This is a genomic window from Geodermatophilus sabuli, from assembly GCF_900215145.1.
In the GTDB taxonomy this organism is placed as follows: domain Bacteria; phylum Actinomycetota; class Actinomycetes; order Mycobacteriales; family Geodermatophilaceae; genus Geodermatophilus; species Geodermatophilus sabuli.
In genome coordinates, this window is record NZ_OBDO01000014.1 from 15,514 (window position 1) to 41,130 (window position 25,617).

20 protein-coding genes are annotated in these 25,617 nt (G+C 73.7%); 9 read left to right on the forward strand and 11 right to left on the reverse strand.

Translation table 11 applies throughout. The features are described from left to right. Positions 1–173: 173 nt before the first annotated feature. Positions 174–1,709 carry a DUF4389 domain-containing protein gene (locus CRP39_RS24255; protein ID WP_216359903.1) on the forward strand — a complete coding sequence of 512 codons (1,536 nt, stop codon included), beginning with the start codon at positions 174–176 and terminating at the stop codon, positions 1,707–1,709. Between the two features lie 15 nt (positions 1,710–1,724). Here the strand turns inward: CRP39_RS24255 and CRP39_RS24260 are convergent, their stop codons facing one another. Next, a complete protein-coding gene (locus CRP39_RS24260) occupies positions 1,725–2,081 on the reverse strand; it encodes a DUF5655 domain-containing protein (RefSeq protein WP_216359904.1) in 357 nt (118 codons plus the stop codon). 138 nt (positions 2,082–2,219) lie between these two features. Here CRP39_RS24260 and CRP39_RS24265 point away from each other — a divergent pair, with 138 nt between their 5' ends. Both CRP39_RS24265 and pgi read left to right on the forward strand, forming a co-directional pair. Continuing rightward, positions 2,220–2,981, forward strand: coding sequence for an ANTAR domain-containing protein (locus CRP39_RS24265; protein ID WP_097208969.1), 762 nt, complete (start codon positions 2,220–2,222; stop codon positions 2,979–2,981). 82 nt (positions 2,982–3,063) lie between these two features. Next, on the forward strand, positions 3,064–4,722 hold the full coding sequence (gene pgi, locus CRP39_RS24270; protein ID WP_172442623.1) for a glucose-6-phosphate isomerase: 1,659 nt from the start codon (positions 3,064–3,066) through the stop codon (positions 4,720–4,722). Between the two features lie 40 nt (positions 4,723–4,762). Here pgi and CRP39_RS24275 read toward each other — a convergent pair whose 3' ends face one another. The 6 genes from CRP39_RS24275 to CRP39_RS24300 all read right to left on the reverse strand — a co-directional run bounded on the left by CRP39_RS24275 (position 4,763) and on the right by CRP39_RS24300 (position 11,911). Continuing rightward, complete coding sequence (locus tag CRP39_RS24275) at positions 4,763–6,385, reverse strand: peptide chain release factor 3 (RefSeq protein ID WP_245854088.1); 1,623 nt, start codon at positions 6,383–6,385, stop codon at positions 4,763–4,765. Between the two features lie 182 nt (positions 6,386–6,567). Then, positions 6,568–7,734 carry an alpha/beta hydrolase family protein gene (locus tag CRP39_RS24280; RefSeq protein WP_097208971.1) on the reverse strand — a complete coding sequence of 389 codons (1,167 nt, stop codon included), beginning with the start codon at positions 7,732–7,734 and terminating at the stop codon, positions 6,568–6,570. Between the two features lie 14 nt (positions 7,735–7,748). Further along, on the reverse strand, positions 7,749–8,690 hold the full coding sequence (locus CRP39_RS24285) for a fumarylacetoacetate hydrolase family protein (protein ID WP_245854089.1): 942 nt from the start codon (positions 8,688–8,690) through the stop codon (positions 7,749–7,751). A 47-nt stretch (positions 8,691–8,737) separates the two neighbouring features. Continuing rightward, the gene (locus CRP39_RS24290) at positions 8,738–9,676 is read right to left on the reverse strand and encodes a VOC family protein (protein ID WP_097208973.1); all 939 of its coding nucleotides are present in this window, start codon (positions 9,674–9,676) and stop codon (positions 8,738–8,740) included. Positions 9,677–9,764: 88 nt separating this feature from the next. Next, positions 9,765–10,895 (reverse strand): FAD-dependent oxidoreductase, encoded by a 1,131-nt coding sequence (locus tag CRP39_RS24295; RefSeq protein WP_097208974.1) that lies wholly within the window; start codon positions 10,893–10,895, stop codon positions 9,765–9,767. 11 nt (positions 10,896–10,906) lie between these two features. After that, positions 10,907–11,911, reverse strand: coding sequence for a cyclase family protein (locus CRP39_RS24300; RefSeq protein WP_245854090.1), 1,005 nt, complete (start codon positions 11,909–11,911; stop codon positions 10,907–10,909). An 85-nt stretch (positions 11,912–11,996) separates the two neighbouring features. Between CRP39_RS24300 and CRP39_RS24305 the strand changes: the two genes are divergently transcribed. From CRP39_RS24305 to CRP39_RS24315, 3 genes are all read left to right on the forward strand, one after another. After that, entirely contained in the window at positions 11,997–12,917 is a 921-nt protein-coding gene (locus tag CRP39_RS24305; protein WP_097208975.1) for a LysR family transcriptional regulator, read from the forward strand. 129 nt (positions 12,918–13,046) lie between these two features. Beyond that, complete coding sequence (locus CRP39_RS24310; RefSeq protein WP_216359905.1) at positions 13,047–14,300, forward strand: MFS transporter; 1,254 nt, start codon at positions 13,047–13,049, stop codon at positions 14,298–14,300. A 162-nt stretch (positions 14,301–14,462) separates the two neighbouring features. Further along, the gene (locus CRP39_RS24315) at positions 14,463–15,227 is read left to right on the forward strand and encodes a glycerophosphodiester phosphodiesterase (protein WP_097208976.1); all 765 of its coding nucleotides are present in this window, start codon (positions 14,463–14,465) and stop codon (positions 15,225–15,227) included. A gap of 7 nt (positions 15,228–15,234) precedes the next feature. Here CRP39_RS24315 and CRP39_RS24320 read toward each other — a convergent pair whose 3' ends face one another. The 4 genes from CRP39_RS24320 to CRP39_RS24340 form a co-directional block, all read right to left on the reverse strand. Continuing rightward, positions 15,235–16,734, reverse strand: a complete 1,500-nt coding sequence (locus CRP39_RS24320) for a flavin-containing monooxygenase (RefSeq protein WP_097208977.1) — start codon at positions 16,732–16,734, stop codon at positions 15,235–15,237. A 26-nt stretch (positions 16,735–16,760) separates the two neighbouring features. Continuing rightward, positions 16,761–17,576 (reverse strand): alpha/beta fold hydrolase, encoded by an 816-nt coding sequence (locus CRP39_RS24325; RefSeq protein ID WP_097208978.1) that lies wholly within the window; start codon positions 17,574–17,576, stop codon positions 16,761–16,763. A 446-nt stretch (positions 17,577–18,022) separates the two neighbouring features. Next, the gene (locus tag CRP39_RS24335; RefSeq protein ID WP_097208980.1) at positions 18,023–18,586 is read right to left on the reverse strand and encodes a TVP38/TMEM64 family protein; all 564 of its coding nucleotides are present in this window, start codon (positions 18,584–18,586) and stop codon (positions 18,023–18,025) included. 7 nt (positions 18,587–18,593) lie between these two features. After that, on the reverse strand, positions 18,594–20,279 hold the full coding sequence (locus CRP39_RS24340; RefSeq protein WP_097208981.1) for a ribonuclease J: 1,686 nt from the start codon (positions 20,277–20,279) through the stop codon (positions 18,594–18,596). A 192-nt stretch (positions 20,280–20,471) separates the two neighbouring features. Between CRP39_RS24340 and CRP39_RS24345 the strand changes: the two genes are divergently transcribed. The 3 genes from CRP39_RS24345 to icmF all read left to right on the forward strand — a co-directional run bounded on the left by CRP39_RS24345 (position 20,472) and on the right by icmF (position 25,609). Continuing rightward, positions 20,472–21,008 carry an arsinothricin resistance N-acetyltransferase ArsN1 family B gene (locus tag CRP39_RS24345; protein ID WP_245854091.1) on the forward strand — a complete coding sequence of 179 codons (537 nt, stop codon included), beginning with the start codon at positions 20,472–20,474 and terminating at the stop codon, positions 21,006–21,008. A 106-nt stretch (positions 21,009–21,114) separates the two neighbouring features. Then, on the forward strand, positions 21,115–22,266 hold the full coding sequence (locus CRP39_RS24350) for an acyl-CoA dehydrogenase family protein (RefSeq protein ID WP_097208982.1): 1,152 nt from the start codon (positions 21,115–21,117) through the stop codon (positions 22,264–22,266). Positions 22,267–22,354: 88 nt separating this feature from the next. After that, the gene (icmF, locus tag CRP39_RS24355) at positions 22,355–25,609 is read left to right on the forward strand and encodes a fused isobutyryl-CoA mutase/GTPase IcmF (protein WP_097208983.1); all 3,255 of its coding nucleotides are present in this window, start codon (positions 22,355–22,357) and stop codon (positions 25,607–25,609) included. The last annotated feature ends 8 nt before the right edge of the window (positions 25,610–25,617 follow it).

Genomic DNA, 25,617 nt, shown 5'->3' on the forward strand with positions numbered 1-25,617 from the left:
CCGCTCCCGGACGCGGGAGGGGTGCCGGCGGGGCGCCGGGCAGGGACCTCCGACACCGTCGGGACGACGACGGAGGGCGGTGTCCGGTCAGCGGGTGTCGGTCGACGCTGGGGCCGCCCGCCGACGGCCCACGCGTCCCGCCCGGCCCGAGCGGGGGAGCGGAGGTCCCTGCCGTGACCGAGGAGCACGCCCCCTACCCCGTGCGGGTCGAGGCGGCGATGGACCGGCCGCTGTCGCGCTGGCTGTGGCTGGTCAAGTGGTTCCTGCTCATCCCGCACGTCGTCGTCCTGGCGTTCCTGTGGGTCGCCTTCGTCGTGCTGACCGTCGTGGCGTGGTTCGCGATCCTGGTCACCGGCCGTTACCCGCGGCCGCTGTTCGCCTTCACCGTGGGCGTGCTGCGGTGGTCGTGGCGGGTCCACTACTACGGCTACGGGGCGCTCGGCACCGACCGCTACCCGCCGTTCACCCTCGCCGACGTGCCCGACTACCCCGCGCGGCTGGACGTGCCATACCCGGAGCGGCTCTCCCGCGGCCTGGTGCTGGTCAAGTCCTGGCTGCTGGCGCTGCCGCACCTGCTGCTCCTGTCGCTGTTCGTCGGGGGCGGCATCTGGCTGGCCGGGGGCGACGGCCCGGAGGACTCCGGCTGGGCCGCCGGCGGCCTCATCGGCCTGCTGGTCCTGGTCGCCGGGATCGTGCTGCTGTTCACCGGCCGCTACCCGCAGCCGGTCTACGACTTCGTGCTCGGGTTGGACCGCTGGGTGCTGCGCGTCGCCGCCTACGTGGCCCTCATGACCGACCGCTACCCGCCGTTCCGGCTGGACATGGGCGGTGCCGACCCGGGCACCCGTCCCGTCGGCCCCGGCGGGCCCCGGCCGCAGGGCCCGACCGCGGCACCGGTGCCGCCGGCGGGCTGGAGTGCCGGTCGGGTGGTCGCCGTCGTGGTCGGCGCGCTGCTGCTGTTCACCTCCACGGGCCTGCTCGTGGGCGGCGCGAGCCTGGCGTGGGCCGACACCACCCAGCGCGAGGACGGCTACCTGTCGACGCCGACCGGTCTGCTCAGCACCTCGCGGTACGCGTTGGTCACCGGCTCGATCACCCTGGACGTCGCCGGGGACGAGTGGCTCGTCGACGACGTGCTCGGCGACGCCCGCCTGCAGGTCACCCCGGCCGACCCGGACGTGGCGGTCTTCCTCGGGGTGGCCCGCGCGGCCGACGCCGGCCGGTACCTGGCCGGCGTGGGACACCGGCAGGTCCAGGAGACCAGCCCGGACGGGCGCCTGACCGGGGGCCGGGACGTCCCGGGCAGCGCGCCGACGGGCGCGCCCGGCGACCTGGACATCTGGGTCGCGCAGGCGGAGGGCGCGGGCACGCAGACGGTCGACTGGACGCCGGCCGACGGCGACTGGACCGTGGTGGTCATGCGGGCCGACGGCAGCGCCGGCGTGGACGTCGGCGCGCGGGCCGGTGTCACCGCGCCGGCTCTGCCGTGGCTGTGGGGTGCCCTGCTCCTCACCGGCGCCGTCCTCCTCGTGGCCGGAGCGCTGCTCGTGGGCCTGGCGGTACACCGCGCCGTGGCGTCGCCCGGTCCGGCCGGCGGCGTGCCCGCCCCGCCGATCCCGCCGCCCGGGCCCCCGGTGGTCCCGCCGGCACCGCGCAGCGCCCCGTCCACCGACCAGCCGGTCGGCCGGCTCCCGGAGGAGCCGCGCTGAGCCGGGCCGCCCGGCTCAGCCGGCCAGCGCCGCGGCCTCCCGCAGCCAGCCGGTGACCTCGTCGTCCACCTCGGCGGCGTCCCGCAGTTCGAGGTGGTGCACCCAGTGCCGGCGCGAGGGGTGCGCCACCTCCTTCCACCGCGGGGACGGCTCCTCCCGGTCCAGCGCGATGGACAGGACGACGTCGGCGGCGGGGTGCGCGAGGTAGCGGCCGGGCAGCCAGAGCCATGCGAACCCGCGCCGGCGGCGGAAACCGATCTGGCTGACGGTCACCCGGACGTCGGCACCGCCGACCGCTGCGAGGACCGCGCGCACCCGCTCGTACACCGCCCGGCCCAGCGGGCTGTCGGTCAGGAACTCCTCGGGCTTCATCTCGCTCCTCCCTCCGTCGGGCGCCGATCCCGCGGCGCCGCGCGGGAAGGACTGTCGCGCGGGCGCCGGAGGAGGCACGGTGTGCGCCGTCGTCCCCAGGCGCGCGGGACGACGGCTCGAGCAGATCGAGGTCTTCCCATGGTGCTGCACGACCGGAGGCCCGCGACGCCGCGCGACCCCGGGGCGGCGTTCGCCGAACTGTCCCGCATGCGCATCCCGGCCCAGCCGCTCACCGACAGCCTCGCCCGCATCGCGGAGCTCGCGACGGCGGTGCTGCCCGGCCCCGCCGAGGCGGCGGTGGCCGTGCTCCGGGCCCCGGGCGAGGTCGCGCGGGGGGTCACCGCCCCGCTGGCGGCCGACCTGGACCGGCGGTTGCAGGCCACCGGTCCGGTTCCCCTGCCGCCGGCGGACGGCGAGCCGGTGCTGATCCCGGACACCGGACACGAGGCGGTACTCGCGGAGTTCGCCTCCTGCGCCCGGCGACACGGGGTCAGCAGCGTGCTGTCGATCGGTCTGGCCCTCGACGGGCGGCCGGTCGGCTCCCTCAGCGTCTTCCGCACCGGCGGCGGCCCGTTCGACGCCGTGGCGGTGGAGCTGGCGCGGGCCTTCGCCGCGGTCGCCGCCGGCACGGTGGCCCGCGCCGGCGAGCACGCCGCCGCGGCGGAGACCGCCCGGACGTTGCGCCTGGCGATGGAGTCGCGGGCGGTCATCGAGCAGGCGAAGGGCGTGCTCATGGCCCGGCACCACTGCTCCGCGGAGGACGCGTTCCGGCGGCTGGCCACCGAGTCGCAGCGGACCAACCGCAAGCTCCGCGACCTCGCCGTCGACCTCGTGGGCGCCGTTCAGCAGCGACCGCGCCGCTCCCGAGGCGCCGCCGTCCCCGGCCGCGGGCCGGGATGACACCCGCCCCGGCGTCCCTGGGTTTGTGCAGGTGGCGCCCCGCCCACCAGGCTGGGGAGACCCCGACCGCCCGGAGGGCAGCATGGACACCGCAGGCACGGACACCACCCTGGACATCACGGCGACACCGGAGTGGGCCGCCCTCGCCGACCACCACCGCACGCTGGCCGGCCGGCACCTGCGCGATCTGTTCGCCGAGGACCCCGACCGCGGCCGGCGGCTGACCGCCGACGCCGGGGACCTGCACCTGGACTGGTCCAAGCACCGGGTCACCGACGAGACGGTGCGGCTGCTGGTCGCGCTCGCCGAGCGGGCCGGGCTGCGCGAGCGGATCGACGCGATGTTCCGCGGGGAGCACGTCAACCCCACCGAGGACCGCGCCGTCCTGCACGTCGCGCTGCGTGCGCCGGCCGGCGCCGCGCTCACCGTGGACGGGCAGGACGTGACCGGCGACGTGCACGGGGTGCTGGCGCGGATGCGGTCCTTCGCGGGCCGGGTGCGGTCGGGGGAGTGGCGCGGGCACACCGGGCAGCCGATCCGGGCGGTGGTCAACATCGGCATCGGCGGCTCCGACCTCGGTCCGGCGATGGCGTACACGGCGCTGCGCGACTCCACCGACCGGGGGGTCACCGCACGGTTCGTCTCCAACGTCGACCCGACCGACTTCGCCGAGGCCACCCTCGGCCTGGATCCGGCGCAGACGCTGTTCGTCGTCTCGTCCAAGACGTTCACGACGCTGGAGACGCTGACCAACGCGCGGGTCGCCCGGCAGTGGCTGCTCGACGGCCTGGGCGGGGAGGAGTCCGCGGTCGCCAAGCACTTCGTCGCCGTCTCCACGAACACCGACGCGGTGCGGGAGTTCGGCATCGACCCGGAGAACATGTTCGAGTTCTGGGACTGGGTCGGCGGCCGGTACTCCTTCACCTCGGCGATCGGCCTGTCCCTCATGGTCGCGATCGGGCCGGACGCCTACGACGAGATGCTGGCCGGCTTCCACACGATCGACGAGCACTTCCGGACGGCGCCGTTCGCCGCCAACCTGCCGGTGCTCCAGGGGCTGCTCAACGTCTGGTACACGGACTTCTTCGGCGCCCAGACCCACGCCGTCCTGCCCTACAGCCAGTACCTGTCGCGGCTGCCGGCGTACCTGCAGCAGCTGACGATGGAGAGCAACGGCAAGTCCGTCCGCTGGGACGGGCAGCCGGCGACGACGGCGACCGGCGAGGTCTACTGGGGTGAGCCGGGCACCAACGGCCAGCACGCCTTCCACCAGCTGCTGCACCAGGGGACGACGCTGGTGCCGGCGGACTTCATCGGCTTCGGCGAGCCCAACCACGACATCGGCGAGATGCACGACCTGCTGATGGCCAACATGTTCGCCCAGTCGGCGGTGCTCGCCTTCGGGCGGACGGCGGAGGAGGTCGCCGCCGACGGGACGCCGGCGGAGCTGGTGCCGCACAAGGTGATGCCCGGCAACCGGCCGTCGACGACGATCCTGGCGCCGAAGCTTACGCCGTCCACCCTGGGTCAGCTGGTCGCCCTGTACGAGCACACGGTCATGACCCAGGGCGTCATCTGGCAGATCGACTCGTTCGACCAGTGGGGTGTGGAGCTGGGCAAGGTGATGGCCCGCGAGCTGGAGCCCGCGCTGACGTCGGCCGAGGCGCCGCGGGTCGACCAGGACCCGTCGACGACCGCGCTGGTGGAACATTACCGGAGGCTGCGCGGCCGGGCGGTGTGACCGGGAGGGGCAGAAATGGCCATTTCTGCCCCTCCCACGGTCAGCCGAGTTCGGCGGCCACCATCGGCACCAGGGTGAGGTGTGGCTTGTTCTGGGCGAGCACCCGCAGCGACCACTTGTCGCTGAACAGCGCCAGCAGCTCACCGTCGGGGCGCTGCAGCACCTCGGCGCCGCTGGCGGCGGACAGCTCGCCGGCCGACGCCGCGTCGGTGACCCGGGCCAGGCGGTAGGGCAGCGGCTCCAGGGCGATCCGGGCGCCGAACTCGTGTTCCATCCGGTGCGCGGCCACCTCGAACTGCATGGGCCCGACGACGGCGAAGACGGGGGCGCCGTCGCCGCGGCGCTCGGAGGTCAGCACCTGGACGACGCCCTCGCCGGCCAGCGTCTCGACGCCCTTGCGGAACTGCTTGTACCGGCTGGTGTCGGCGACGCGGGCGACCGCGAAGTGCTCGGGCGCGAAGGTCGTCACCGGCGGGTACGTGACCGGGCGGTCGGCGTACAGGGTGTCGCCGACGCCGAGCGCCGCGGCGTTGACCAGGCCGACGACGTCCCCGGGGTAGGCGGTCTCGATGGTCTCCCGGTCACGGCCGAAGACCTGCTGGGCGTACTTGGTGGCGAACGGCCGGCCGGTGCGGGCGTTGGTGACGACCATGCCGCGCTCGAAGACGCCCGAGCAGACCCGGATGTAGGCCAGCCGGTCGCGGTGCCCGGTGTCCATCCCGGCCTGCACCTTGAACACGAACGCGCTGAACGGGGCGTCCACCGGGTGCGGCTCGCCCGCCTCGTCGGGCCGGGCGGTGGGCGCGGGGGCGAGGTCGACCAGGGTGTCCAGCAGCTGGCCGACGCCGAAGTTGGAGACGGCCGAGGCGAACAGCACGGGGGTGGTGACGCCCGAGAGGAACAGCTCCTGGTCGTGCTCGCCGGCCGTGGCGGCGAGCAGGTCGGCCTCCTCGTGGGCGACGGACCACGCCTCGCCCTCGCGGGCGGCGGCCGCGGCGGGGGACAGCACCTCCTCGGGGGCGACGGTGGCGCCACCGGCGGTGCGGGTGAAGCGCCGGTAGCTCCCGTCGCGCCGGTCGAGCACCCCCCGGAAGTCCCCGGCGAGGCCGACCGGCCAGGTCAGCGGCGTCGGCGTGAGCCCGGTGCGCTCGGCGACCTCGTCCATGAGCTCGAGGGCGGCCTTGCCGGGGCGGTCCCACTTGTTGACCACGGTGACCACCGGGATGCCCCGGTGCCTGCAGACGGCGAACAGCTTCATCGTCTGGGCCTCGAGACCCTTGGCGCCGTCGATGAGCATGACGGCGGCGTCGACCGCGGTCAGCACCCGGTAGGTGTCCTCGGAGAAGTCCGCGTGGCCGGGGGTGTCCAGCAGGTTCACCACGCAGTCGCGGTAGGCGAACTGCAGGGCCGCGGAGGTGATGGAGATGCCGCGGTCCCGCTCCATGTCCATCCAGTCCGACACGGTGCCGCGGCGCCCGGCCTTGCCGTGCACCGCGCCGGCCTGACCGATCACCCGGGCGTGCAGGGCCAGGGCCTCGGTGAGCGTCGACTTCCCGGCGTCGGGGTGACTGATCACCGCGAACGTCCGTCGTCGGGCGGTTTCACCGACGATGCGGTCGGCCTCGAGCCGTCCACCGACGGTGGTCATGGGGGACGTGCTCACGGGGGTGCTCCTGGGGACGCGGGCGGGGCGGGGCTGCCGTTCCCGGACCGGAGGCCGGGCAGGCCGCGCGCGTTCCCGGGGTCCGCCCCTCCCCACGACGTTACGGCACGTGGGGGTCCTGCCGCCGTGTCCGTCGCCACCCGCGCCCGGGCCGGCCACCCGGCCCGGGCACGGGCGCCCGGTCAGGCCCGCCCGAGCTCGGCGAAGGTGTCCGCGACCCAGTCGGCGACGAAGGTGCTCACGTGGGGCAGGTGGTCCAGCCCGATGTGCTCCGTCGCGCCCTCCTCCGGCGTGAACACCCGCAGCTCGCGCTTGGGGGAGTTCACCGCCTGGTCGAAGGAGCGGTGCGCCATCTCCAGGGGGATCTGCCGGTCGTTGGCGCCGTGCGCGATGAGGAACGGCACGGTGATCCGCTCCACCACGCCCTCGAGGTGGACGTCGTCGGCGAACTCGATGAACTGCTGCAGGTCGGTGTGGCCCCAGACCCACAGCACGTGCTCCCAGTAGTGGGGCACCGGCCGCTCGCCCTCGCGCTCGAGCCGGCGGCGCTGCACCGCGCCCCAGTCGTGGTTGGCGCCCCAGGCCACGCACAGGGCGAAGCGCTTCTCGAACGCCGCCGCGCGCGGCGCGTAGTAGCCGCCCAGCGACCAGCCGACGACGCCGATGCGCGCGGCGTCGACATCGGGGCGCTGCTCCAGCCAGTCCACCGCCGCGCCGGCCCAGACCTCGGCGTCGATCCGGGCCGTCAGCCCCTGCAGCCGCAACGCCTCGCCGGTGCCGGGCTGGTCGAGCATGAGACAGGAGATGCCGCGGGCGGCCAGCTCCTCCCAGTGGTTGGAGGCGTACATGTGCTCCTTGGTGGAGTCCAGCCCGTTGACCAGCACCATCACCGGTGCGGGGCCGTCGTCGGTGGCCGGCGCGGCGCTGAAGTAGGCCGGCAGCGTCGTCCCCTCGTACGGGATCTCCACGCGGGAGACCCGCGGGCTGTGCGTCTCGAAGGCCCGCTGCGCCAGCTCCAGCATCCGCCGGTACGTCGGGACCCGGTTCGGGTCGGAGTGCGCGAGCATCCGCTCGGCCTGGGCCAGGTAGTTGCTGGCGCGGAACCACAGCTGCCCGGCGGTGCGGGTGTGGCCACGCTTCTCGGCCTCCTCGGCCTGGCCGACGAGCTGGTCGGTCAGCGCCGTCCACGCGCGGAGGAAGTCCGGGGTGCCGGCGTCCTCCCCGGCGTTGGCGGCGTCCTTGATCGGCCGGCAGGCGCGGTCGACCTCGTCGATCAGCCCGCCGGAGTTCAGCGTCGCGACGACGCTGAGGTTCCAGGTGTAGGGGCCGGTGGGGAAGTACTCGAACACGGTGGTCCTCTCGATCAGGCGGTGCGCTTGCGGGTCCGCGGGCGCGGCCGGGCGGGGCGGACCGGCGGCAGCTCGAGGCCCTCGACGACGCGGTTGCGGATGGTGCCGATGCCCTCGACGGTCATCTCGACGACGTCGCCGGGCCGCAGCGGGGGCGGGGTCTGCTCGCCGCGGCGGCCCCACAGCTCGGCCAGGCAGCCGCCGTTGCCGCAGGTGCCGGAGCCGAGCACGTCACCGGCCCGGACCTCGGTGCCGCGGGAGGCGTAGGCGATGAGCTCCTCGAACGGCCAGCCCATGTTGGACAGCAGGTCCTGGCCGACCTCGACCCCGTTGACCGACACCCGCATGTCCAGGGCGAGGAAGCCCTCGTCGTCGCGGTACGGCTCGAGCTCGTCGGCGGTCACCAGCCAGGGGCCCAGCGTGGTGGCCGAGTCCTTGCCCTTGGCCGGGCCGAGCTTGACCGCCATCTCCCGGAACTGCAGGTCGCGGGCCGACCAGTCGTTGAGGACGGTGTACCCGAACACGTGCTCGCGCGCCGCCGCCGGGGTCAGCGAGGCGCCGGCAACGCCGTCGACGGAGCCGACGACGACGGCCACCTCGAGCTCGAAGTCGAAGCGCCGGGATCCGGGCGGGACGGCGACGTCGTCGAACGCCCCGATGAGCGCGTAGGGGTTGGTGAAGTAGAACGTCGGCGCCTGGTACCACTCCGGCGCGACCGGCTCGCCGCTGGGCGCCACCATCCCCTCGACGTGCTCCTCGAACGCGACGAAGTCCCGCACGGTCGGCGCGGCGAGCGGCGGCAGCAGGCGCACCGACCCGACCGGCACGGCCGGGCCGGCCAGCGCCGCCGTCCCGGCCTCCAGGGCCGCGGGGAGCCCCGCGCGGACGAGGTCGAGCACCGTCGTCCGCGCGGGGAGCTCGTGCAGCCCGGCGGTGCCGTCGTGGCGTGTGGACACGACGCCGGACCGGACCTGGCCGTCGGCCTCCCAGGTGGCGAACCGCATCAGACCGGCGGGGCCACGAACAGGCCCTTGTCCGGGTCGTTGAACGACTTCGCCGCGACGAACTCGTTCATGGCGTTGGCGGTGCCCCACTGGTCGGAGACCTCGGGGTTGCTGAAGTCGTAGACGTGCGGGTGCCAGGTGTCCTCGTCGAGGACGTCCAGCTCCGTCGTGTACTCCACGGTGTTGCCGTGCGGGTCGAGGAAGTAGCTGAAGGTGTTGTTGCCGGCCAGGTGGCGGCCCGGGCCCCAGATCTTCTCCACGCCGGCGCGCAGCAGCCGGCCGGTGCCGCGCATGTACTCGTCGACGCCGCGCAGCTCGAAGCTGGCGTGGTGCAGCGAGGGGTGCGGGCCGCGGGCGATGGCCATCGAGTGGTGCCAGGGGTTGGTGCGCAGGAACCACATCATCGAGCCCATCCGCGGGTGCATGAGCGTGTCCGACAGGGAGAAGCCCAGGTGCCGGTCGTAGAAGGCGACGGTCGCCTCGGGGTCGGCGGAGTTGACGACGACGTGCGAGAGGCGGACCGGGACGGACTCGCCCTCCTCGATCGGGCGGTGCTGCCGCACGGCGACGTCCGAGCTGATCTCGACGGTGCGGCCCTCGTTGTCGAAGAACCGGAAGCCGTAACCGCCGCCGGGCGTCTGCAGGGTGCCCGGCTCGGTGACCAGCCGAACGCCTTCGGACGCCAGCCGGCCGGCGAGGGTGTCGACGTCGGCGGCGTCCCCCGCCCCGAAGGAGATCAGGTCGATCCGCTTGTCGGTCGCCTCGCGCAGCCGGACGACGTACTGCTCCGGGCTGCCCTCGGCGGCGAGGAAGGTGAGCCCGGAGTCGGTGTGCTCCTCCTTCAGGCCCCAGGTGCTGGTGAAGAACTCGCGCTGCACGGCGAGGTCGGGCACGGCGAGGTCGACGTGCCGCAGGTGCGTGATCAGGCGCTGGGTCATGGTGGTATCGCTTTCTTCCGATCAGGACGGCCCTCCTGCAGGGGCCCGGCGCGAGCGTGCGAGCGCTGGGGAGCAGGAGGGTCCTCTCTCAGGCGGGTTGGCTGGTCAGCTGGGCGATGCTGCGCATCACCGCGGGGATGTCGCCCTGGATGTGGTCGAGCTGCCACTGGGCGACCTGGTTGGAGGCCTCGACGACGGTGCTCGCGCGCTCGAAGCGGCGGGCGGTGAAGGCGTCCCACAGGTCGGCGTCGACCGCGTCGCGGGTGAGCAGCAGGTCGGTGAGCGCGTAGGCGTCCTCGAGGGCCTGCGCGCCGCCCTGGGCGATGGTGGGCGGGCAGGTGTGCGCGGCGTCACCGATGAGCACGACCCGGCCGCGGTTCCACGGCGCCGGCAGCACGTGCGTCTCGAACCAGGTGTAGTTCACCCGGCCCGGGTCGGTCAGCGTCGCGCGGATCTCGTCCCACGGGCCGTGGTAGGCCTGCGACAGCTCCCTCATGGTGGCCAGCTGCTGCTCGGGGGTCAGCGTGGAACGGTCCTGGGCCGGCTCCACGATGTAGGCGTAGAGGCTGTCCTGCCCGGTGGGGCAGTAGCCGGCGATGAACGAGGGTCCGCCGTAGTAGAGGTCGGTGCGGGTGACGCTCGCCGGCCGGGGGCCGAAGGCGCGCCAGATGCCCATGCCGACCGCCTTCGTCTCCAGGTCGATGCCCAGCGCCCGGCGGGTCCAGGAGCGGACGCCGTCGGCGCCGACGACGAGGTCGTAGCGGCCGGTCCCGCCGTCGGCGAACGTCACGTCGACGCCGTCGTCGTCCTGCCGGAGCTCGGTGTGCGTGGTGCCGAGGCGGACCTTGACGCCGACCTCGACGGCGCGGTCGACGAGGATCCGGGCGAGCTCCGGCCGGGGCATCCCCATCGCGGCGGGCAGGTCGGGGCCGCCGGTCTTCGCGTCGGGGATCTCGGCGACGACGGTGCCGGCCGGGTCCGGGGCGCGGATGCCGGTGACGTCGAAGGCGTAGCCGGCCGAGCGCACCTGCTCCCAGACGCCGAGCGTGCGCAGCTCGCGCAGCGCGTTGCCCTGCAGGGTGATGCCGGAGCCGAGCGCGGTGGCCTCGGGCCTGATCTCGACCAGGTCGACGGCGACGCCGGCCTCGGCGAGGCGGATGGCGGTGGCGGTGCCGGCCAGGCCGGCTCCGACCACGAGGACCGAGTTCACGGCGGGCACGGTCGGCTCCCTCACTTGACGGCGATCGGGTTGACGGGGGCGCCGACGGCGCCGGTCACGGGCAGGGGGGCGGCGGTGAGGAAGAAGTCCCACTGGCCGTCGGTGGCGCAGTCGGCCGCGAGCGCGTCGAGGTCCCACATCTCGCCGATGAACAGGCCGATGTTCGGGATGGCGACCTGGTGCAGCGGCTGGAAGGCGACGTCGAACTCGTTGGGCCGCACCTCGAAGCCCCAGGTGTCGGTCGCGATGCCGGCGATCTCGGTGCCGTGCAGCCAGTCGGCGGTGGTGAAGGACAGGCCGGGGGCGGCGCCGCCGGCGTAGTCGCCCCAGCCACGGCCCTCGGCGATGTCGCGACGGGCGCGGGTGAGCCGACCGGTGCGGACACAGAGCAGGTCACCGCGGCCGACGCGGGCGGACCCGCCCTGGGCGGCGATCGTCGCCTCGAGGTGCTCGGCGGTGATCGCGAAGCCGTCGGGCAGCTCGCCGTCGGTGCCGATCGCCCGGCCGACGTCGAGCAGGACGCCGCGGCCGGCGAACAGCGCCGCGGTGGTCTCGATGCCGGTGACCGAGTCGCCGTCACTGGTGACGACGTCACCCGCGCGGCGGCCGTTGTACGCCATCCCGTGGTCGAAGATGTGGCCGAGGCCGTCCCACTGGGTGGAGGCCTGCAGCGGCATGAAGATGACGTCGTCGGCGCCGCCGATGCCGTGCGGGAAGCCCTGGGTGCCGCGCTCGGCGTCCACGCCGGTGTCGGTCATGGTGTGCACCGGGTTGGTCCGCCGGCGCCAGCCCTTCTGCGGGCCGTCCATGTCGAAGGACTGGGCCAGGGAGAAGCTCGCGCCCCGCCGGACCAGCCGGGCGCCCTCGACGCGCTTGGCCTCGTCGAGGAAGTTCAGGGTGCCCAGCACGTCGTCGGCACCCCAGCGGCCCCAGTTGGAGCAGCGCTTCGCCGCGGCGGCGATGGCGGACTCGGGGTCGGTGCGGTCCAGTGGGGGGATGTCGGTGGCGCGGGTCACGTCCCTACGGTCGGGGGCGCCGAGGTATCAGGGAAGACCGAAAGAGTGATGCCGGGCATCAGCGTCGTCTATAGGCTGCGCAGTCGTGAACCTGGGCAGCCTGGACCTCAACCTGCTGGTGTCGCTGGACGCGCTGCTCGACCAGCGCAGCGTCACGCGGGCGGCGCAGCAACTGGGGCTGAGCCAGCCGGCGCTGTCGGCGTCCCTGGCCCGGCTGCGGCGACACTTCGGCGACGAGCTGCTCTCCCGTGTCGGCAACTCCTACCGGTTGACGCCGCTGGCCGCGCAGCTGAAGCCTCGGGTGCGGGTGGCGCTGGACGGCGTGGAGCGGGTGTTCAGCGCGCAGCCGGAGTTCGACCCCGGCCAGTCGACCCGCGAGTTCTCGCTGCTGGTCAGCGACTACGGCTGCGCCGTCTTCGGGGACGCGCTGACCCAGTTGCTGGAGGAGGAGGCGCCGGGAGCGCGGCTGCGGCTGGCGCACAACACCCCGGACGCGGTCGACCAGGCCCAGCAGACGCTGCTCAACACCGACCTGATGCTGCTGCCGCGCGGCTTCCTCACGGACCTGCCCCACGCCGACCTCTACCGCGACCGGTGGGTGCTCGTGGTCTCGGCCGACAACACCGACGTGGGGGAGTCGCTCACCGTCGAGCAGCTGGGGTCGATGCCCTGGGTGGCGACCTACCACGGGCCGACGGCGTCCACCCCGGCCGCGCGGCAGATGCGGATGCTCGGCATCGAGCCGCGGGTCCAGGTGGTCACCGAGAGCTTCCTGACCGTGCCGGGCCTGGTCGCCGGCAGCGGACGGATCGCCCTGCTGCAGGAGCGGCTGGTCCAGCTGCTGCCGCTGGACGTCGGCGTCCGGGCCCTGCCGCCGCCGGTCGAGGTGGGTCCCCTGCTGGAGGCGATGTGGTGGCACCCGGTCTACGACCGGGACCCGGAGCACCAGTTCTTCCGCGACCTCGTGCTGCGGGCGGCGCACCAGGCGACCGCTCCGGTGGGCTGATCCCGGGCGTCATCACCGTGACTGATGCCGGGCATCAGCGATCAGCAGTTCCCTGATGGGTGCCGCCGTCCGCACACTCCTCGCCCAGTGATGCCGGTCACGGGACCGGCGCCCGATCGAGGAGTGCCCGTGTCGGAACAGGTCACGACCCCTGCGCAGGTCGTCGAGGAGCCGTTGGCCGGCGAGGTCGCCGTCGACCCCGCCACCGGCCGCCCGGCCGGGCGGCCGCAGGCTCTCGTCCTGCTGCTCTCCAGCTGCCTGGCGGTGCTCGGATCGGTGCTCCTCGCGCCGGTCCTCCCTCGCATCCAGGACGCCTTCGCCGGCACGCCCGGCGTGGAGGCGCTGACGCCGATCGTGCTGACCGCCCCGGCCCTGGTCATCGGTCTGACCGCGATGGTGGCCGGCCGGATCGTCGACCGGGTCGGCCGCAAGCGGCTGCTGGTCAGCGCGCTGGTGGTCTACGCGTTCGCCGGCACCGCGCCGCTGTGGCTGGACAGCCTGCAGCTGATCGTCGCCAGCCGGGTCCTCGTCGGGCTGACCGAGGCGGCGATCATGACCTGCTGCACCACGCTGCTGGCCGACTACTTCCACGGCTCACAGCGGGAGCGGTACTTCGGTCTGCAGGTCGTCTTCACGACGGTCGCGGCGACCGTCTTCTTCGGCCTGGGCGGCGCGCTGGGGGCGCAGGACTGGCGGACGCCGTTCTGGCTGTACGCGGTCAGCCTGCCGCTGGCCGCGCTCGCCGTGAAGTACGTGTGGCAGCCGGCTCCGCAGGCCGCCGCGCGAACGGCGAAGCTGGCGCCGCTGCCCTGGCGACCGCTGCTGGCGCCCGTGGGCGTGAGCCTCCTCGGCGGGCTGGTGTTCTACGTGCTCATCGTCGAGCTGTCCTTCGTGCTCGACGGCATCGGGGTCGAGTCCACCGGGACCATCGGCGCGGTCAGCGCGATCGGCTCCCTCGGCACGGCGGCCGGCGGGTTCCTGTTCGCCCGGATCGCCCGCCTCGGCCCGGCGGTCACCGTGCCGGCGGCCTTCGCGCTGTCGGGGGTGGGCCTGATCGGGCTGGGCCTCGCCGGCTCGCTGCCGATGGTGGTGGTGTGCGCCGTGGTCACCGGCTTCGGCAACGGGCTGCTCCTGCCCGCGATGCTCAGCTGGGCACTCGGGTCGCTGAGCTTCGAGCAGCGCGGCCGCGGCACGGGCTTCTGGACGTCGGCCATGTTCATCGGCCAGTTCATCTGCCCGCTGCTGGTCCTGGGTCTCAGCGACGCGATCAGCGGCCTGGACTCGGCGCTGATGGTCCTGGGCGCGGTGGCGGTCGTGGCCGCTCTGGGCGTCCGGCTGGCGCGGCCGGTCGGCACCTCGGAGCCGGTGACCGCCGCGCACTGACCCGTCGCCCCCGCGTCGCATCCGGCCGACTGTCCCCCGTGGACGGCCGGCCGGATGCGCGTCGGTCGGGGCGCGACGGCAACCGGCGGGCTTCACGCGGCGGACACCTGCGCCTCGTGTCGGCGTCACGGGCTCGCCGCTCCACCCCGACAGCGTGCGGGCATGCGCGTCATCGGCCATCGCGGCACGCCCACCTGCTCCCGTTCCCCCGAGAACACCCTCGCCGCCGTCCGCACCGCCCTGGAGGCCGGTGCCGACGGGGTCGAGGTCGACGTCCGGAGCACCTCGGACGGCGTCCTCGTCCTCTCCCACGACCGGGACCTCGGGCGGGTGCTCGGCACCGGCGCCGGCACCGGCCCCGTGGTCGCGCACACCTCGTCGGCCCAGCTCCTGGACCTCGAGCTGCCCGGCGGCACCGTCGTCCCGACCCTCGGCGCGGTGCTCGACCTGGCCGCGGTGTCCGGTGCGCACGTCCTCACCGAGGTGAAGCCCGAGGCCGGTGGGCCGGAGGCCTGGCGGACGGCGAGCCTGCTCGCCGCCCTGCTGATCGACCGCCGGCGCCGGCTGCCCCGCGCCGACCGCGTCACGACGACGTCGTTCGACCTGGCCACGGCCGCGTCGCTGTCCGGGTGCGGCACCGTCTCGAGCGCGCTCATCGTCGCGCCGGCACTCGACCCCGATCGGGCCGCCCGTCAGGCCCGCGAGCGCGGCCTGACCGACGTCCACCTGGCACCCGCCCACGTCCGCCACGACCGCGGGGTCGTGGCCCGCATCCGCGCGCTCGGCCTCCTGGTCGGCGTCGGCGTGATCGACGACCCGGCCGAGGCGGACGAGCTGGCCGGTCTCGGTGTCCACCTGGTGTGCACCGACGACCCGGCCGGGCTCGCCCGCCACCGGGCGCCCGCCGTCCCGGCGGCGGCGGGGTGACCGTTCCTCAGCCGCCGGCGGGCACCAGCTCGTAGGCGTCGAGGTCCAGCTCGGCGGTGCGCTTGCGGTAGTCCTCGACGCTGCCCGACCAGTTGTTCGTGATGCGTCCGTCGGGCGTCTTGTACCAGCTGTTGCAGGCCCCGGCGAAGGACGTGCCGCGCAGCTCGTCCTGCAGCTCGGCGTTGAAGTGCTCGAGGACCTCCGGCCGCAGGTCGAGCGCGGCGCGCTCGGCCTTGCTGGCCTCCAGCGCCTTCACGACGTAGTCGAACTGGCACTCGAGCATCGCGATGATCGAGTTGTGGCCGAGGTTGGTGTTGGGCCCGTAGAGGATGAACATGTTCGGGAAGCCCGACACCGTCATCCCGAGGTAGGCCTCCGGGCCCTCGCGCCAGGCGTCGCGCAGCGAGACGCCGTCGCCGCGACGCGGCGGCCAGCTCTTCGGGGATCGGCCGACGATGTCGACGTGGCCGAGGAAGGAGAGCGTCTCGAAGCCGGTGGCGTAGACGATGACGTCCATCTCGTGCAGCCGGCCGTCGTCGGTGCGGACGCCCTGCGGCTCGATCCGCTCGATCCGCTCGGTCACGAGGTCGACGTTGTCGCGCATGAGCGCCGGGTAGAACGTGTCGGCGATCAGCAGGCGCTTGCAGCCGATCGGGTACTTCGGCCACAGCTTCTCGCGCAGCTCGGGGTCGGGCACCTGCGACTCCAGGTGCTCCCGGGCGATCCGGGTGAACTCCTGGGCGACCGGGTTGTCCTGCAGCTTCATCGCCCCGATCCAGCCCTCGTGCTCCCAGTAGAAGCCGTCACGGCTCTCCCGCAGCGTGGCCGGGTCGTCGAGGAACATCCGCCGTTCCTCCTCGGTGTACGGCCGGTCCAGGCGGGGGACGCAGTAGTTCGGCGTCCGCTGGAACACCGTCAGGTGCCCGGCCACCTCGGCGACCTCGGGGATGAACTGGACGGCGCTGGCGCCGTTGCCGATGCTCGCGACCCGCTTGCCCCGCAGGTCGACGTCGTGCCGCCACCGCGCGGAGTGCCAGGAGTCGCCGTCGAAGTGCTCGCGGCCCTCGATGCCCTTGAAGCTCGGCCGGTTCAGCTGTCCCCACGCCGCCACGAACGCCCGCGCCCGGATCTGCTCACCGGACAGGGTGGTGATGACCCACAGCGCGGCGTCCTCGCTCCACACCGCCTCGGTGATCTCGGCGTTCAGGCGGATGTGGTGGTTGAGGCCCTGCCGCGCGACGAGCCGTTCGATGTTGGCCTGGATCTCCGGCTGCATCGCGAAGACGCGGCTCCAGTCCGGCTGCTCGTCGAAGGAGAACCAGTACAGGTGCGACTGGACGTCGCAGCTGGCGCCCGGGTAGCTGTTGTCGCGCCAGGTCCCCCCGACGCGGTCCTCCTTCTCCAGGATGACGAAGGACTCCTCGCCGGCCATCTTCAGCCTCATGCCCATCCCGAGCCCGGCCAGGCCGGCTCCCAGGATGGCGACCTCGTACACCTCGGTGTCCATGGATCCCCCTCGTCGTCGGTGCGCGTTCAGCGCCGGATCGGGTGCTCGGTCAGGAAGTCGGTGACGATGCGCAGCAGGTCCTCGGGGCGCTCGATGTGCATGCCGTGGCTGGAGCCCGGGCCGGTGACCAGCTCGTAGCGGGCCCCGGGGATCCGGTCGGCCACCGCCTTGGCCTGCCACTGCGGGGTCAGCAGGTCCTGCTCGCCGACGACGACCAGCGTCGGGGCGGTGATGTCACCCAGCCGGTCCAGCGTGTCGTGCGCCAGGTCGGCGTCCCACTGCTCGGTGGTCACGGCCATCTGCGCGTCGTCCTGCGGGAAGGCGGGCAGCATCGGCTCCAGGAGCTGCAGGAAGTCCGGCCGGTCCAGGATCTGCGGGGAGAAGGCGAGGCCGGCGGCCCCCAGCGCGGCCTCCATGTCCCGCTTCTCGTAGGGGTGGCGCAGCGCGGTGAACACCGACCGCTGGAACCCGTCGCAGCGTCCCCACGTCGCGTACAGGACCGCCGTCGCCACCTGCTGCGGGGTGGCCAGCGCCATCTCCTGGGCCACCGCGGAGCCGAGTGACCACCCGAGCACGTGGGCCCTCGGCACCTCGAGCGCCTCCAGGAGGGCGGAGGCGTCGTCGGCCATGGACGCCGCGGTGATCGCACCCTCGCCGCGGTCGCTACCGCCGAGGCCGCGGTTGTCGAAGGCGATCACCCGGAACCGCTCGGCCAGGCGGGGGACGACCTCGCCCCACAGCCCGATCGACCCGGAGGTCCCCATCACCAGCAGGACCGGGTCGCCGTCCCCGGTGGTCTCGTAGTTCAGGCGGACGCCGGTCCGGACTGCCTGCTGCGGCATGTCACTCCTCGGTCGGGCTCCACGGCTACGGCGCCAGCACGTGACGCCGGTCACAGGAACCCGAGCATGGCATGCGGGAGCGGAACGGGCACAGCCCGCCCCGACGTCGTCCCGGGCGGGCTGTGGTCGGTCCTGCGGGTCAGGCGGTCGTCGGTCACTCCCTCGGCGGCTACACCGCCCTCGCCGTCGCCTGCGGACGGACGCCCGACGGCGTTCCCGCACGAGACGCCCGACGGCCGTCCGGCGCCGGTACCGGTGGACGCCGACGAGCGGGTGCGGGCCCTGGTCCTGCTCGCCCCGGCCACCCCGTGGTTCCGCACCCCGGGGGCGCTGGCCGGTGTCCGCGTGCCGATCCGCATGCTCACCGGGTCTCGACCGGCGCGCCCACCACCCGCGGCTGCCCACCGACGTCGAGGGCTTCCTCGCCCGGCACCTCACCTGAGCGGCTACAGCCAGCCCAGCACCGAGGCGCCGATGCCCACGTGCAGCACCGAGCCGGGGACCACGCCGACCGCCGTCCCCAGGGCGTGCGGCAGCCAGCGCACGCTGGACAGCCCCGCCGCGTAGCTGACCACCCAGAACGGCACTGGGCTGACCCGGGCCGTGAGCACCGCGAGGAAGCCCCGGTCCCGCAGCAGCCGGTCCGCCCGCGCCAGCCACCTCCCGGTCAGCCGGGCCACGGCGTCGCGGCCGAGTCGCCGGCTCAGCGCGAAACCGGCCAGCCCGCCGAGCAGCCCGGCCGCCACAGCCACGGCGAGCCCGGCCGGGAAGCCGGCCGCCGCCCCGAGCAGCACCGACAGCGCCGTGCGCGGCACCGGGGTGCACAGCGCCAGCGCCACCGCCAGCACGACGGCGCACCAGCCCCCGGGCCCCGCCTCGTGCAGCCAGGCGCGCAGGGCCGGGACGCCGGGCCGGTCCACCGTCAGCGCCAGGACGACGGCGGCGGTCAGCAGCAGCCCGAGGACGGCGACCCGCAGCCGCCAGGCGGGCGCGGGACCGTCCGCCGGCACGCCCGGCTCAGGCGTCGACGACGATCGGGATGATCATCGGGCTGCGCCGGTAGGTCTTGTTGGCCCACGAGCCGACCGCGCGGGCGATCAGCTGCTCCAGCTGCAGCGCACCGCCGACGCCCTCCTCGGCCGCCTTCGCCAGCGCCTTCTCGATCACGGGGATCGCCGTCTCGAACGTCGCCTCGTCGTGGACGAAGCCGCGGGCGAGGAAGTCCGGTTCCTCGGCCAGCGCGCCGGTGTCGGCGTCGACGATGGCCACCACGGTGATGACGCCCTCCTGGGCGAGCGTGCGGCGGTCGCGCAGGTGGGCCTCGGTGGCCTCGCCGACGGTCGTGCCGTCGACGTAGACGTTGCCTGCGGGCACCTTGCCGGTGATCCGCACCTTGCCGTCGAGCAGGTCGACCACCACGCCGTCCTCGGCGATGACCACGCCGCGCGGGTGCACGCCGGTGCGGACCGCGATGTCGGCGTTGGCCTTGAGGTGCCGCCACTCGCCGTGCACCGGCATGACGTTGCGCGGCCGGACGACGTTGTAGCAGTAGGCGAGCTCCCCGGCGCTGGCGTGGCCGGAGACGTGCACCTTCGCGTTGCCCTTGTGGACGACGTTGGCGCCCCAGCGGGTCAGCTCGTTGATCACCCGGTAGACGGCGTTCTCGTTGCCCGGGATGAGCGAGCTGGCCAGCAACACGGTGTCGCCGTCGGTGATCCGGATGACGTGGTCGCGGTTGGCCATGCGCGACAGCGCGGCCATCGGCTCGCCCTGGGAGCCGGTGCAGATCAGGCACACCCGGTCGGCGGGGAGCTTCTCCAGCTCCTTCATGTCCACGAGCAGGCCCGGCGGCACGGTGAGGTAGCCCAGCTCGCGGGCGATGGTCATGTTGCGCACCATCGAGCGGCCGACGAACGCGGCCTTGCGCCCGTGTGCCGCGGCGACGTCGAGGATCTGCTGGATGCGGTGCACGTGGCTGGCGAAGCTGGAGACGATGACCCGCTTCGGCGCGGTGCGGAACACCGTCTCGATCGCCGGCACCAGCTCCCCCTCGGAGGTGGTGAACCCGGGCACCTCGGCGTTGGTGGAGTCGGTGAGGAAGAGGTCGACGCCCTCCTCGCCGAGCCGGGCGAACGCACGCAGGTCGGTGATCCGCCGGTCGAGCGGGAACTGGTCCATCTTGAAGTCGCCGGTGTGCAGCACCATCCCGGCGGGGGTGCGGATCGCGACGGCCAGCGCGTCCGGGATGGAGTGGTTGACGGCGACGAACTCGCAGTCGAAGGGGCCGAACCCCATCTCGTCGCCCTCGCTCACCTGGCGGGTCACCGGCCGGATCCGGTGCTCCTTGAGCTTGGCCTCGATGAACGCCAGCGTGAGCTTGGAGCCGATCAGCGGGATGTCGGGCCGCTCCCGCAGCAGATAGGGGACGCCGCCGATGTGGTCCTCGTGCCCGTGGGTGAGCACGATCGCCTCGACGTCGTCGAGCCGGTCCCGGATCGAGGTGAAGTCCGGGAGGATCACGTCGACCCCCGGCTGGTGCTCCTCGGGGAACAGGACCCCGCAGTCGACGACGAGCAGCTTCCCGGCGAACTCGAAGACCGTCATGTTGCGGCCGATCTCCCCGAGGCCACCGAGGGCGACCACCCGCAGGCCGCCGGCGGGGAGCGGCGGGGGTGTGCGGAGCTCGGGGTGCGCGTGACTCATGCCGCTAACGCTACGGCCGGGCCGAGCCTGCGCCGAGCCTGGCTCAGCGCGCGGCGAGTTCCCGGTCCGGGGCGGCCGGCTGCCCCGGCGTCCGCGGGGCGGACGGGGCGTCGCTCGGTGACCGGGGAGCCCACCGGCCGGCACCAGGGCCGCGACCGTCGCGCGGCGGCTCTCGGGCGGTTGGATGGTGGGGTGTGCACGGACTGGCTGGTCAGGGACGCGACCCCGGACGACGCCGCGGCCTGCGCGGAGGTCTACGCGCCCTACGTCCGCGACACCACGATCTCCTTCGAGACGGAGCCGCCGTCGGCCGCGGAGATGGCCGGGCGGATCACCGCGGCCCTCGCCACGCACGCCTGGGTGGTGCTCGAGGACGCCGGGCGGGTCGTCGGCTACGCCTACGGTGGGCCGTTCATGGCCCGGGCCGCCTACCGCTGGTCGGTGTCGGTCAGCGTCTACACCGAGCGGGGACGCCGCCGTCGCGGCGCCGGCCGGGCGCTGTACACCGCGCTGTTCGACCGGCTGGCCGCCCGCGGCTACCGGATGGCCTTCGCCGGCATCGCGCTGCCCAACGACGCCAGCACCGGGCTGCACCGGGCGCTGGGCTTCGAGCCGGTCGGCACCTACCGCCGGGTCGGCTGGAAGCACGGCGCCTGGCACGACGTCGCCTGGTGCCAGCGTCCCCTCGCGGACGCGGCGGACGCCGGGCCGCCCGCACCGCCGTCCTGAGGCCACGGATACCGCCGTCCTGAGGCCACGGGCACCGCCGTCCTGAGGCCACGGGCACCGCCGTCCTGAGGCCACGGGCACCGCCGTCCTGAGGCAGCCTGGGCCCATGAGCAGCCTGCCCGACCACGAGCGCGAGATGGTCGCACTCACCGCCGCGTTCGTCGACGAGCGGGTGCGCCCGCGGGTCGCGGAGTTCGAGGCCGAGGACCGCTACCCCGCCGACCTCATCGACGAGATGAAGGCCCTGGGCTTCTTCGGGCTCCTGGTGCCCGAGGAGCACGGCGGCAGCGACGTGAGCGCGGCCTGCTTCGCGCGGGTCACCGAGGAGCTGGCCCGCGGCTGGATGAGCCTGGCCGGCGCCATCGGCGGGCACTCGGTCATCTCCTCCCTCCTCCGCACCGCCGGTACGCCGGAGCAGCAGCGCGCCCACCTGCCCCGGATGGCCGACGGCTCGCTGCGCGCCACCATGGCGCTCACCGAGCCCTCCGGCGGCAGCGACCTGCAGGCCATGCGCACGCACGCCGACCGGGTCGGCGACGCCTACGAGGTCACCGGCAGCAAGACGTGGATCTCCAACGCCCAGCACTCGGGCCTGATCGGCCTGCTGTGCCGGACCGACCGCACCGCGACCCCGCCGCACACCGGCATGAGCGTGCTCCTCGTCGAGCCCGGCGAGGGGCTGACGATCGGACCGAAGATCCCGAAGCTCGGCTACCGGGGGGTGGAGGCGTGCGAGCTGGTGTTCGACCGGATGCGGGTGCCGGCCGGCGCCGTCCTGGGGGGCGAGCCCGGCCGGGGCTGGGCGCAGATGATGCGCGGCCTGGAGGTGGGCCGGGTCCAGGTCGCCGCCCGCGCGGTCGGCGTGGCGGCGGCCGCGCTCGCCGCGGCCACCCGCTACGCCCAGGAGCGCGAGTCCTTCGGCAAGCCGATCTGGCAGCACCAGTCGGTCGGGAACCTGCTCGCCGACATGGCCACCCGCGTCGCCGCCGCCCGGCTGCTCACCGCGCACGCCGCGGAGCGGCTGGACACCGGCGAGCGGGCGGACATGGAGGCCGGCATGGCCAAGCTGTTCGCCTCCGAGGCGGCGATGCAGGTCGCGCTGGACGCGATGCGGGTGCACGGCGGTTACGGCTACAGCCGCGAGTTCGACGTCGAGCGGTACTTCCGCGACGCGCCGCTGATGATCATCGGGGAGGGGACCAACGAGATCCAGCGGACCGTCATCGCCGCCCAGTGGATCGCCCGGCACCGGATCTGAGCGTGGACAGCACCGCCCAGCCGGGAGATACTAGGACGTCCAACTAATTCGGCTCGGGGTTCCCACGGGCCGGAGACCAGGGAGTGGCATGCCTGCCTCGTCGTCCGACCTGCACGTCCCCGTCCACCCGGTCCGCTTCGTGACCGCGGCCAGCCTGTTCGACGGGCACGATGCGGCGATCAACGTCATGCGGCGGCTGCTGCAGACGCAGGGCGCGGAGGTGGTGCACCTCGGGCACGACCGCAGCGTCGACGCGGTCGTCCGCGCCGCCCTGGAGGAGGACGCCCAGGGCGTGGCGATCTCCTCCTACCAGGGCGGGCACGTCGAGTACTTCACCTACCTGGTCGAGCGGCTGGCCCAGGCCGGCGCCGGGCACGTGCAGGTCTTCGGCGGCGGCGGGGGCGTGATCGTGCCCGAGGAGATCGCGCTGCTGCGCGAGCGCGGGGTCACGATCTTCTCCCCGGAGGACGGCCAGCGCCTCGGGCTGCCCGGGATGATCAACGAGCTGATCCGCGCCTGCGACGTCGACCTGACCGCGCAGGGCCCCGACGTCGACGCCGTGCTCACCGGCGACCCGGCGGCCCTCGCGCGGGCGATCACCGTGCTGGAGGCCGGCCGCGACCCGGAGCTGGCCGCCCGGCTGCGCGAGGTGGCCGCGGCGCGCACCGTGCCGGTGCTGGGGATCACCGGCACCGGCGGCTCGGGCAAGTCGTCGCTGACCGACGAGCTGCTGCGCCGGCTGCGGCTGGACCAGGAGGACAAGCTGCGGGTCGCCGTCCTGGCGATCGACCCGACCCGTCGCCGCGGCGGCGGCGCGCTGCTGGGCGACCGGATCCGGATGAACGCCCTCGAGACCGGCGACGGGTCGCACACCTTCTTCCGCTCGCTGGCCACCCGGCACGCGGGGGCGGAGACCCCGGAGCACCTGGACGACGTGCTGTGCGCGGTCAAGGCGGCCGGCTTCGACCTGGTCCTGGTCGAGACGCCGGGCATCGGGCAGGGCGATGCCGGCATCGTGCCGTTCTCCGACGTGGCGCTCTACGTGATGACGCCGGAGTTCGGCGCCGCCTCGCAGCTGGAGAAGATCGACATGCTCGACTTCGCCGACGTCGTGGCGATCAACAAGTACGAGCGGCGGGGAGCCGAGGACGCGCGTCGCGACGTCGCCCGCCAGATGGTGCGCAACCGCGAGGCGTTCGGGTCTCCGTGGGAGGAGATGCCGGTCTTCGGCACCAGTGCCGCCCGGTTCAACGACGACGGCGTGACCGCGCTCTACCAGCACCTGCTCGGGCTCCTGACCGGCAAGGGACTGCCCGCCGGCGCCGGCGTCCTCCCGCGGGTCGACGTCCGGGCCTCCTCCGGACTGACCAGCGTCGTCCCGGCCCAGCGGTCGCGGTACCTGGCCGAGATCGCCGACGCCGTCCGGGAGCACCACCGCACCACCGAGGCGCAGGCCGCCGTCGTCGGCCGCCGCGCCGCGCTGCGCACCACCGCCGAGCTGCTGGGCAGTGGTGACGGGGTCGACGACACCGCCGGGCGGGTGCGGGAGCTGCTCGAGGCCGCCGACCGCGAGCTGCTGCCCGAGGTGCGCACGCTGCTGGACGAGTGGCCGGCGCGGGTCGAGGACTACTCCGGCGACGAGTTCGTCTACACCGTCCGCGGCAAGGAGATCTCCACGCCGCTGACCCGGGAGACGCTGTCGGGGACGAAGGTGCGCCGGGTGTCCCTGCCCCGCACGCGGGACGAGGCGGAGCTGCTCCGCTTCCTGCGCCGGGAGAACCTGCCCGGCTTCTACCCGTTCACCGCCGGGGTGTTCCCCTTCAAGCGGGCCGGGGAGGCGCCGGCCCGGATGTTCGCCGGCGAGGGCGACGCGTTCCGCACCAACCGCCGCTTCAAGCTCCTGAGCGCCGGCAACGAGGCGACCCGGCTGTCGACGGCGTTCGACTCCGTCACCCTCTACGGGCGCGACCCGGACCCGCGGCCGGACGTCTACGGCAAGGTCGGCACCTCCGGGGTCTCCATCGCCACGCTCGACGACATGCGCGAGCTCTACCGCGGCTTCGACCTGTGCAGCCCGACCACCTCGGTGTCGATGACGATCAACGGGCCCGCACCGACGATCCTGGCGATGTTCCTCAACACCGCGATCGACCAGCGGCTGGAGGGCTTCCGCGCGGAGGAGGGCCGCGGGCCCGACGCGGCGGAGGCCGAGGAGATCCGCGCCTGGGTGCTTGCCAACGTCCGCGGCACGGTGCAGGCGGACATCCTCAAGGAGGACCAGGGGCAGAACACCTGCATCTTCTCCACCGAGTTCGCGCTGCGCTGCATGGCCGACATCCAGCAGTGGTTCATCGACCACGCCGTCCGCAACTTCTACTCGGTGTCGATCTCCGGCTACCACATCGCCGAGGCCGGGGCGAACCCGATCAGCCAGCTGGCGTTCACCCTCGCCAACGGCTTCACCTACGTGGAGTCCTACCTGGCCCGCGGCATGGACATCGACGACTTCGCGCCGAACCTGTCCTTCTTCTTCTCCAACGGCATGGACGCCGAGTACTCGGTGATCGGCCGGGTGGCCCGCCGGATCTGGGCGGTGGCCATGCGCGAGAAGTACGGCGCGAACACCCGGTCGCAGCAGCTCAAGTACCACGTGCAGACGTCGGGGCGGTCGCTGCACGCGCAGGAGATGGACTTCAACGACATCCGCACCACGCTGCAGGCGCTGTGCGCCATCTACGACAACGCCAACAGCCTGCACACCAACGCCTACGACGAGGCGGTGACCACGCCCAGCGCCGCCTCGGTGCGCCGGGCCCTGGCCATCCAGATGATCATCGACAAGGAGTGGGGCCTCGCCGGCAACGAGAACCCGCTGCAGGGGTCGTTCGTCATCGAGGAGCTCACCGACCTCGTGGAGGAGGCGGTGTTGCTGGAGTTCGAGCGGATCGCCGAGCGCGGCGGCGTGCTGGGCGCCATGGAGACCGGGTACCAGCGCGGCCGGATCCAGGACGAGTCGATGCTCTACGAGCACCGCAAGCACGACGGCAGCCTGCCGATCGTCGGCGTCAACACCTTCCTCGCCCCCGAGCAGGACGACGAGCCGCGGACGGTCGAGCTGGCCCGCGCCACCGAGACGGAGAAGCAGTCCCAACTGAGCAGACTCGCTGATTTCCATGCCCGCCACGCCGACGCGGCGCCGGCCGCGCTCGCCCGGCTGCAGCAGGCGGCGATGGAGGGCGGCAACGTCTTCGCCGCGCTGATGGACGCCGTCCGGGTCTGCTCGCTCGGCCAGATCTCCGACGCCTTCTTCGAGGTCGGCGGCCAGTACCGCCGCAACGTGTGAGGGCAGAA

Bases quoted from the DNA above. Each gene is read 5' to 3' on its own strand.
- CRP39_RS24260 (WP_216359904.1), bottom strand. From the start codon at position 2,081: ATGAAGCCCGAGGAGTTCCTGACCGACAGCCCGCTGGGCCGGGCGGTG.
- CRP39_RS24265 (WP_097208969.1), top strand. From the start codon at position 2,220: ATGGTGCTGCACGACCGGAGGCCCGCGACGCCGCGCGACCCCGGGGCG.
- pgi (WP_172442623.1), top strand. From the start codon at position 3,064: ATGGACACCGCAGGCACGGACACCACCCTGGACATCACGGCGACACCG.
- CRP39_RS24290 (WP_097208973.1), bottom strand. From the start codon at position 9,676: ATGACCCAGCGCCTGATCACGCACCTGCGGCACGTCGACCTCGCCGTG.
- CRP39_RS24315 (WP_097208976.1), top strand. From the start codon at position 14,463: ATGCGCGTCATCGGCCATCGCGGCACGCCCACCTGCTCCCGTTCCCCC.
- CRP39_RS24320 (WP_097208977.1), bottom strand. From the start codon at position 16,734: ATGGACACCGAGGTGTACGAGGTCGCCATCCTGGGAGCCGGCCTGGCC.
- CRP39_RS24325 (WP_097208978.1), bottom strand. From the start codon at position 17,576: ATGCCGCAGCAGGCAGTCCGGACCGGCGTCCGCCTGAACTACGAGACC.
- CRP39_RS24340 (WP_097208981.1), bottom strand. From the start codon at position 20,279: ATGAGTCACGCGCACCCCGAGCTCCGCACACCCCCGCCGCTCCCCGCC.
- CRP39_RS24350 (WP_097208982.1), top strand. From the start codon at position 21,115: ATGAGCAGCCTGCCCGACCACGAGCGCGAGATGGTCGCACTCACCGCC.
- icmF (WP_097208983.1), top strand. From the start codon at position 22,355: ATGCCTGCCTCGTCGTCCGACCTGCACGTCCCCGTCCACCCGGTCCGC.